Source organism: Candidatus Chordibacter forsetii (genome assembly GCF_964187505.1).
Lineage (GTDB): Bacteria > Verrucomicrobiota > Verrucomicrobiia > Opitutales > Seribacteraceae > Chordibacter > Chordibacter forsetii.
This window is the reverse complement of sequence record NZ_CAXLML010000123.1, coordinates 1-8,935: the sequence shown is the minus strand read 5'-3', so window position 1 is coordinate 8,935 and position 8,935 is coordinate 1. Positions and strand designations below refer to the sequence as shown.

11 protein-coding genes are annotated in these 8,935 nt (G+C 46.5%); all 11 read right to left on the bottom strand.

The genetic code is table 11. From position 1 onward, the window contains the following. On the bottom strand, positions 1 to 1,396 hold a 1,396-nt coding region (gene mgtE, locus ACKPQ4_RS05695), incomplete at its 3' end, for a magnesium transporter (RefSeq protein ID WP_407680236.1). A 151-nt stretch (positions 1,397 to 1,547) separates the two neighbouring features. Further along, complete coding sequence (locus ACKPQ4_RS05690) at positions 1,548 to 2,129, bottom strand: crossover junction endodeoxyribonuclease RuvC (protein ID WP_407680235.1); 582 nt, start codon at positions 2,127 to 2,129, stop codon at positions 1,548 to 1,550. Positions 2,130 to 2,136: 7 nt separating this feature from the next. Next, positions 2,137 to 2,916 carry a sulfite exporter TauE/SafE family protein gene (locus tag ACKPQ4_RS05685; RefSeq protein WP_407680234.1) on the bottom strand — a complete coding sequence of 260 codons (780 nt, stop codon included), beginning with the start codon at positions 2,914 to 2,916 and terminating at the stop codon, positions 2,137 to 2,139. Continuing rightward, positions 2,909 to 4,009 (bottom strand): DNA replication/repair protein RecF, encoded by a 1,101-nt coding sequence (gene recF / locus ACKPQ4_RS05680; RefSeq protein ID WP_407680233.1) that lies wholly within the window; start codon positions 4,007 to 4,009, stop codon positions 2,909 to 2,911. Before recF ends, ACKPQ4_RS05685 begins: the two co-directional genes overlap by 8 nt. 18 nt (positions 4,010 to 4,027) lie before the next feature. After that, complete coding sequence (locus tag ACKPQ4_RS05675) at positions 4,028 to 5,173, bottom strand: cysteine desulfurase family protein (RefSeq protein ID WP_407680232.1); 1,146 nt, start codon at positions 5,171 to 5,173, stop codon at positions 4,028 to 4,030. A 27-nt stretch (positions 5,174 to 5,200) separates the two neighbouring features. After that, positions 5,201 to 5,935: a LysM peptidoglycan-binding domain-containing protein gene (locus ACKPQ4_RS05670; RefSeq protein WP_407680231.1), complete on the bottom strand. Its 735-nt coding sequence runs from the start codon at positions 5,933 to 5,935 to the stop codon at positions 5,201 to 5,203. Continuing rightward, positions 5,932 to 6,351: a secondary thiamine-phosphate synthase enzyme YjbQ gene (locus ACKPQ4_RS05665; protein WP_407680230.1), complete on the bottom strand. Its 420-nt coding sequence runs from the start codon at positions 6,349 to 6,351 to the stop codon at positions 5,932 to 5,934. Before ACKPQ4_RS05665 ends, ACKPQ4_RS05670 begins: the two co-directional genes overlap by 4 nt. A 70-nt stretch (positions 6,352 to 6,421) precedes the next feature. Continuing rightward, positions 6,422 to 7,042 (bottom strand): hypothetical protein, encoded by a 621-nt coding sequence (locus ACKPQ4_RS05660; RefSeq protein ID WP_407680229.1) that lies wholly within the window; start codon positions 7,040 to 7,042, stop codon positions 6,422 to 6,424. A 10-nt stretch (positions 7,043 to 7,052) separates the two neighbouring features. After that, complete coding sequence (locus ACKPQ4_RS05655) at positions 7,053 to 7,694, bottom strand: DUF502 domain-containing protein (RefSeq protein WP_407680228.1); 642 nt, start codon at positions 7,692 to 7,694, stop codon at positions 7,053 to 7,055. A gap of 13 nt (positions 7,695 to 7,707) precedes the next feature. Continuing rightward, positions 7,708 to 8,205, bottom strand: coding sequence for an rRNA maturation RNase YbeY (gene ybeY / locus ACKPQ4_RS05650; RefSeq protein WP_407680227.1), 498 nt, complete (start codon positions 8,203 to 8,205; stop codon positions 7,708 to 7,710). Then, the coding region (locus ACKPQ4_RS05645) for an HDIG domain-containing metalloprotein (RefSeq protein WP_407680226.1) at positions 8,195 to 8,935 on the bottom strand (741 nt) is incomplete at its 5' end. The genes ACKPQ4_RS05645 and ybeY, both read right to left, overlap by 11 nt.

The window sequence follows — 8,935 nt, the reverse complement described above, 5'->3', positions numbered from 1 at the left end:
CCAAGGAGGCCAAAGCCAAGAAGGCAAAAAAACCAACCACATCCGTGACCGTGGTTACAAAAACCCCCGATGCCACCGCGGGGTCTACCCCCCAACGATCCAAAAGCACAGGCAGAACCACTCCTGACAAACCGGCCACGATCATATTGATAACCATGGCACCCGCAATAATGCCACCAAGCAAAATAGAAGTCTCTCCAAGGTCCCCAAAAATGAACACCGTGGCCGCTCCGGCAATGAGTGCGAAAAGAAAGCCGTTCAAGACCCCGACCAATAATTCTTTACGAATAGCACGCATCGTATTGTAGGATGTCAACTCCTTGGTCGCGAGAGCTCGCACAGTAATGGTAAGCGTCTGGGTGCCTGCATTCCCACCCATCGAGGCAACAATGGGCATGAGCACGGCCAGGGCGACCATTTGTTCGATGGTGGCGTCGAACATACTAATCACAAGCGAGGCCAAAGCAGCCGTAACTAGATTAACCAGCAACCAAGCAAAACGCTTTGCCGAAGACTGGAGCACTCCGTCACCAATCGTTTCTTCCCCTACCCCACCAAGAAGCAAAATATCTTCTTCAAATTCTTCACGAGCCACTTCCATCACATCGTCGACCGTGATCATCCCAAGTAACTTCCCCGAGGCATCAATTACACCAGCTGTGGTAAGGTCATACTTCTCGAAAAGGAGGGCGACTTCTTCCTGCAGGGTCACTGCAGGTACAAGTACCTGAGTTTCGTCAGCAATTTCCCGCATCAATGTACTCCGAGGAGAACGCAAGATTTGAGACAGTGAAATAATCCCCACGGGACGGGCATCTTTATCAACCACAAACAAATCGAGAAATTCCTCAGGTAGATCACTTTCTTCCCGCAAATAATCGATGGTCTGACCAACCGTCCAGTTGGTCCCCACAGTCACCACATCGGTCTGCATTCTTCGACCGGCACTTTCCTCCGGAAAAGCGAGACCGACTTCGATATCTTCGCGCTCCTCCTGGGGAACAGAACTGAGCACTTCTGCACGGTCCCCTTCGTCCATATCTTCAAGTACCTGAACCGCCTCATCAGAATCCATCTCGGTAATAACCTCAGCTACCTCTCTCGCAGTCAGGCTATCGGTTACTTCCTTACGCAAATGATCTTCGAGTTCAAAAAGGAGATCAGGGTCCAATTCCGTCTTAACCACATCGATGAGGCGCTTGCGTAACGGCCGATCTAATAACCCAAAAGCATCTGCTAAATCGGAGTGGTGAAAGCCATCAAGATGTTGAGCCAATTGCTCATCTGTACCCGAATCAAGCAGAAGAACCAGTTGATTAAAGAGAGCTGCAGTTTCAACGCTGGTGTCAGGTTCAATGCGATGAATAATCTCCGGACTTTCCTGATTGTCTGGCATGACTCGTGGTGGTTGGATGATGGGATATATCCGCAGAGCGGAAGCGAAACTAAAATTGGCCTAAATCAAAGCTCCTCCTTTTTATGCCAATAGTAATATGAAGGCTCAATTCAATTCGTCCCATAACCCGATCAAAAGGACGCAGCAAAAATCATTCAGGCACCCAGGTAAAGGCGTGACAAAGCGCGAGCCCAAGAGCGTCAGACTGATCAAAAGGTAAAGCCTGAGGCAAGCCAAGGATTTGAGCGAGGGTATGAGACATCTGCTCCTTGCTCGCACGACCAAAGCCAACCACCGCTTGCTTGACTCGCAAAGGTGCATATTCAAAGACGGGCACATCACGAATGGCCGCAGCCGATAGAGCAGCCCCTCGTGCTGCTCCCATGATCTGAGCAGTTTTAAAGTTTTGCACATAAATAGTCTCTTCACAGGAGAGATGCCTAGGTTGCCATAGGGCGATCAGATGAGCGACTAATTCATGAATTCTCCCGAGGCAGGCAATGGACGAGACCTTTCGATCTAACTGAAGGGTTTCGGAATGAAGTAATCGATAAGAACTTCCTTCGCAGTCAAGTACCGCAAGTCCCGTACCCCGCAAACTTGGGTCTACCCCAAGGATCCTTCCTTTAAAGGGCTCCTTGCGAAGCAATAACTTTGGATCGACCGCAGGCTTCCCCTTAGTCGATTGTCCAGCCAAGTGTTTGGCCCATAATTTGCGCGAAGATTTATTCACTTCCTAATTACATAATCATGCGCAACCCTGCGGTTACGATAAAGAACCAAATCATTCTCTCAAACCAATCCTGACGGATATAACGAACGATTCGTGGAGCTACGAGGGCACCAAAGATTGCAGGGAAAAATAGCCAAACCGCTGTACGGAATACTTCCATATCAAGAATATCCAATTCATACATCAGTGGTACCTTGGAAATATTTACGATAAGAAATAACCAGGCCGATGTACCAATAAATGCATATTTAGGAAGTTTCATTGCCAAGAGATAAAATTGAGCAATCGGACCAGCTGCATTTGCAAGCATCGTAGCCATCCCCCCCAGTAATCCAAGTAACGGACCCATTAAAGTAGCAAGCCGGGAAGAATTAAAATGTGAATGAACCCTTGGGAGTTGAGACAATATTCGCATTGCCGTCATGCTTAATAAAATAGTTCCAATTAATACTTTAAGAGCCCGGGATCGTTCAGGGGGCTGAAAAAAATCGAAGGCCCACCAGCCCGCAATCACTCCCACTGCAAAAAAAGGAAGCAATCTGCGAAGGTGTTTCCACTCGACATGCTTTCGGTAGACTATGGTCGATGCAAGGTCTGCAGAAATAAGAACTGGCAACAGCAAACCCACGGAAATGGCCACACCTGCAGGACCTAAAGCATCTTCCAAAACCAGCACATACAAAGCCACGGTTAGGTTGCCGGCACCAGGGATACCACCCTTACTAAGGCCCATAATAGCGGAACCGAGCAAAAGAATAGCCCAATGTAACCCCGTTAGTTCATCCATCTGTAGAACTCAAAGGTATGGGGATAAAACCTCCGGACTGCACTCGAAAACTTTCCCAAATTTCTTCTTCCTGGTCCGATGGAAAACTGGTACCGGTAGCAAAGGATTGTGCATTTGGAGGTAGCATTTTGCGAAAATTAGACCGGCGGGAGGGATCCAGTTCACCCAATACATCATCTGCCAGCAGCAGAGGCATGGTTCCCAACTTGTGCTTCAAAAAGGAAAACTCAGCAACGCGCAAAGCGAGCACGATTCCTTTCTGTTGGCCCTCAGAGGCATAGTGACGAGAGTCCCGACCATCCAATAGCAACGAAAAATCATCCCGGTGAGGTCCACGACGGGTAGAACCGACCTGACGATCGCGCATTCTTTCCTGTTCGTAAATCGACAACCATTTATCAGTACTGTCTGCCAAACAATCCGGATTGTAGGACAATTGAGCCGATTCCTTCTCGTTAGTCAAACCAGCATAGGATTGCTCAAACGCAAGGTCTAATGCAGGAAACAGTTCTCCCCGTATCTGTTGAATAACTTGTGCGGAAGAAGCCAGGGAGTGTTCAAATGCCTGAATCTCCGGATCTGCTGCCTTTTTTTTAAGCAGTACATTTCTTTCCTTCATTGATCGATAATACCCTTGCAATGCAGTCAAATATTTAGACGAGGTTGAGGAAAGTACCAAATCCATCCATTTCCTACGGTCAGATGGACTTTCACGAACGAGTCTAAAATCTCTCGAAGACAAGCAAACCGACGGGAATTGGCCCAAGAGATCTCCCAGTCTTTTAACAGGTTCGCCATCTACCTCAACGGTTTTGCCTCCTTTCTTGCCAAAACGAATCATCGCCTCGCGATTTCCTCCATCGTCATCCAAAAACCTTACAAAAAGACGGACCTCTGACTCTCCCTCTTTGATCATTGATTCCGCAGATGCCCCACGGAAAGAACGAAGGGTAGAACATACTCCAATGGCTTCTAAAAGGTTGGACTTCCCCTGTCCATTGGCACCGAGAAAAAAAATACGGTCTGTTCCAAACTCCAGACTCAATGAGCTAATATTCCTAAAATTCTCAAGGTTTATACCGAGCAAACGCACCTTTTTACCGCCTGCTTTTTATAGGGTAACAACCCCGGATTGATCACGATCCTCGACTAATTCGGCGTGGGCCTGAACCAGAGCGCCCGCCAAATTCGTCCACTCCAGCTCATTAGTGTTAAGCCATGAGCTTACCCGAAGCAACCTTCCCCCATTCTCGTAGCTCAAGCCTATAGCTCCGGCAAGTTCCGAAGCTTCTTTCCGGGCGGTTGAACAGGCTGAACCAGTGGATAAAGAGTATCCGAGTTTATCGAGCTTACACACCCAGCCTAAGTTATCAAAGTCGGGAAGCATTAGAAAAGAGGTATTCCACAACCTGGCTACCTTTTCTCCGATTATCCGAACTCCGGGTAAATCCTGTTTAATTTGGCTCTCGAAATTCTCTTTCCAAGCTACGACGTCCTGTTTTATGGGCAACTTATTACAGGTCTGCCTCCAGGCAATACGCATTCCCTCAATAGCAGGAAGGTTTTCTGTACCACCCCGTTGCTCTTTTTCCTGTCCACCCCCGCGAATCCAGGAAACAGGCTCATGGGAAAACATTCCACCCACTCCTTTCGGACCACCAAATTTATGTGCGGAAAAAGAAAAGCTCGAACAAAGATCAAAACCCTGAGGATCTAATTTCCCCATCCATTGGGTAGCATCACAGTGAAACCAAATTCCATATTCTTGGCACAACTGGGCGACTTCCTTCCAAGGCTGAAGAACGCCAGTTTCATTATGAGCAGCTAATAAAGAAACAATAGTTGGTCGCTTTTGCTTACATAATTCCTCTACCTTCCCCATTTCGACCAAACCATCTTGGTTTACCGGAATATATTCGATTCGATTAGCAAAGAGATGACGAGCCGTTTCCAAAACACTCGGATGTTCGATCCTAGATACCAAAGCCGTCTCTCCTGAAAGGGATTTTCGATTAGCTAACCACCCCAGAACAGCATTGTTTGACTCAGTAGCTCCAGAGGTAAAAGTCAATCCAGCAGGATCAACTCCCATGGAATGTCCAATTTCTTCGCGAGCTTGCTCCAAACGAACACGAACCTGTGAACCCACCCTGTGAGGAGAGGATGGATTGGCCCATAACGAATCCGATGCACTCCTTACCGCATCTAAAACCTCGGGAAAAGGACGGGTGGTGGAATTATTATCAAAATACGCCATGAAAAAACGGCGGTAACGCCAGGCAGGTCAACGTGCAGGAGGGAGTCGCAAGGTTTGTCCCACCTTTAAACTATTCTTGCTTTTTAAGGTGTCTCGATTGGCGGAGTAAATGGCATTTACATACGATGAATTTCCGTAAACTTTTTCGCTTATCGCATAAAGGCTGTCCCCTTTTTTTACCACATAGGCTTGAGGAGGCTTTGGTTCTTCAATGACTTGGGATGGTTGTGAGATCGTGTTAACTGTTGCAGACTGTAACGGAAGAGCCGAAGGAACGACGGGTGCCAGGGGTGAACCGAGTCGGGCTTGCAGGTCTGCAATTTCTCGACGCAAACGTTCGTTTTCATCCTTCAAATCAATACTCTCGAGGTAGTTATCATAAGGCTCCCCGGGTAATTTCCGGATAATTTCACGCTCTGCGGTAACAATCAATTGTTCGACCATGGGAGATTCCCTGGCATTTGGTTGAAGTAATAAAAACCTACGAAAATGATAAATTGCAGCCACCGGGTCCTTCCGGTCTGAGAGGGTTAGAAGCAACCGCCCCGCCTCCAGATGAGATTTTGGGGCTTGGGTAACCCGACGGGTAACAGAAAGAAACTCGTCGAGTGCATCAGTCTCCCGTCCGACCTTGAGATAGGAACGTCCGCGCTCAAAAGCAGGATCATCTAGTTCCTCAATAATGCTTCCAACTGGAGCACAAGCCGATTGCAAAAGAAACCAGCAAGCGATGAGACTCCAAGGATCAAAAATTTTCTTCATTCGCCTAAGTAAGTTAGGATCAACCTACGATTGTGTGGAGCAGAACGATGTTCCCAAAGAAATAAACCCTGCCAGCTTCCAAGTTGTAATTGTCCATTAGCAAACGGGATTTGTTCACTTGTACGTGTGAGTGCCATTTTAATGTGTGAGGGCATATCGTCCGGACCTTCAAGTGTGTGTACAAAGTTAGGATAGTCTTCAGGAACAAGTTCCTCCATAAATCGTTCAAGGTCAACCCTGGCAGTTGGATCAGCATTTTCCATGATTACTAAGCTGCAGCTTGTATGCTGGACAAAAACACTGACTATACCATTCGAAAAGCCCGACTCTCGTAGCCCATCACTTACCAAGTTAGTGATCTCATAGGTACCTTTACCTTTGGTTCCTATTTCGGATATTTTTTTGCTTACTCCCATACTTTCTGAATCTTCTTTTTACCCTAGATTCAGTTAGCTTGGCAAGGGCTGAGAGACAAGATGCAGTTCACTACTCCACCCGAAGCTCGGTCTCTGCATTCATCCATAATTTTATACTCTCCACCAGTTCCTCGATTCGGTTAGCGTCTAAACCTTCTTCGCTTACCGGACGACTGAGAGCTCTACGAGTCTCTTCGGCAAGAACTTGTGGAAGGTAAGAAAGCCAAGACTCCCGAACAGGAAGCCCTTCATCCCGAGCAAAACAAAAATACAGCTTTAAAAGAACAACCTTGGGCACAAAAGAACGGGAGAAAGAATCAAGAGCTGTACGCAATAATTCCAACCGCGGCCGAGGGTCAAGCAAGTGCGATCCATTATTTAAATAAAAGCGTGCAATCTCAGAGGCAGATAAAAAATGGGCGGGTTTACGGGCCAATTCTCGATAGGAACGAGCTTTTTGATACTCGGCAACGAAGGGTATGGAAGACCCAGACCGCAAGGGGTTCAATTGACATTCCAAGTCATCAAAAAGGTCAGGGGGAGCGGATTGACCACTCTTTTTTCCAGGCAAGCGAAACAGAGCGGCACTCAAGCCCAAGGTTTGATCAAATATTCGTATGCGAACAAACCGATCTCCCGCCGGGTCACTGGACAATGCAACGCCAGACAATTCAATTGGACCCCCCGACACCTTTGCACATTCAGGAAGAAGACGGTACGACCGCTCCTCCTGAAATCAACATCTTCATACCATCACCAACAGACACATCAATTCGATGAATTTCTTCCTCGCCTACAAGAAGTAAGAATCCACTCGTTGGATTTGGCGTGGTTGGCACAAATACATAAGTAAAACCAGACCCAATTTTGTCGGAGACATGGCTGGAGGATTCTGCGGTTATAAATCCTAGTACAAAGCAACCCTTCCGGGGATATTCCACCAAGCAAACCTCTTTAAAAACCGCCCGGTTATCTTGCCCAAAGGTTTCCACGATTTGTTTGACTGAACGATAAACCGTATTAATAAATGGCACCTTATCCAAGGTACGCTCAGTCAGATTAATGAATACACGACCCAATAAATACTTAGAAAAATAACCAAGAGCAGTTAGTAAAATCACTCCAATGATCAATCCGGCAACCGCGAGAAGGGTTTCTAGGCCAAAAAAGGAATTTTCTTCGCTCAAACCTAACTGGTAAGCAAGTCTCAATGCGGGTTCTTTGAATAAATCTAGTAAAAAATTGATTACAAAAATAGTTGTACCCAGAGGAAGAAATACCAGAAGTCCGGTAAGAAAAGCATTGCGAAAACGCCGGGATAAACTGGGTGCAGGTACAGACACGATGGTACTTCTGTTAGCCTTCAGCAGACTCTGAAGCGAGTCGAAAATCAGGCCATGCATTAAGTTTTCTCACATGATCAATCACTCTTTGCTCTTCCATTCTCATGATCTCACGATCAACCGTATCCAAATCATCAAAACCCACAAGATGTAACCAACCATGTATTAAGTACAAACCAAGTTCATACTCAAAGGAAAGCTTGCGATTTTTTGCTTCCTCCTTGGCTTGGTCTACTGATACGCAAATTTCTCCAGCCAATCCGTTCTCAGTATCTGAAGGAAAGGTTATAACATCTGTAGGTCGATAATCCTGCAAGTATTTGCCGTGAAGTTCACAGTGGGCGGAGCTGTCCATAAAGGCGATTGATAATTCACCCGACACATCATGCTGATGAAAGGAAAAAATGACCTCAAAAAAAAGCTCTAATTGGGACAAGTCAAAATGAAGAGCCGGGTATTGATTGGCCACTTCGAGTTGTGGATACAATCGCTTGATTGGTTTAACGACCATCTTTGGAGAAGGGGTTGCGGGAATCTTTTTCCTCATCAGGGTATTCAATTCGAGAATGCAACATATTCAGGGTAGTCTTAAGAAAGCTTTTCTTGATTGTGGCAACCTCTTGCAAAGTAAGCGGACACTCATCAAGTTGCCCATCTTCTAAACGGTCTTGAAAAATAGAATCGAGTAATTCTTCGACACTATGATGGGTAACTTTTGTCAGCGAACGCGCAGCGGCTTCCACCGAGTCTGCAAAAAAGATAATGGCGCTCTCCTTGAACCTGGGTCGTGGACCGTCGTACCGGTAAGTCGATTCATCCGGTTCGATCAATTCAGATTCCCCATAAGGCAAATTTTCCTGCTTTAGTTTTTGTTTTGCTTGAAAATAGAAGTATTTGACCAAGGTCGTACCATGATGTTGCCGAATAACATCGCGAATCACTTTGGGCAACCGATGCTCGCGAGCTATTTCCAAGCCTTCCTTGACATGGCTCTTTATAATTAAGGCACTCATGGCCGGGTTCTGACGGTTGTGAGGGTTACCAATATCGCCTTGGTTTTCGTTAAAATAGTTTGGTTGCACCATTTTCCCAATGTCATGAAACAAGGCACATGCACGGCAAAGCGTTGGGTTAGCTTTAACTTCCAGAGCAGCATCTTCGGCCAGATTCGCAACCATTAGGCTATGGTGGTAAGTTCCTGGTGCCTCAACTTGCATACGGCGGAGCAAGGGATGATTATA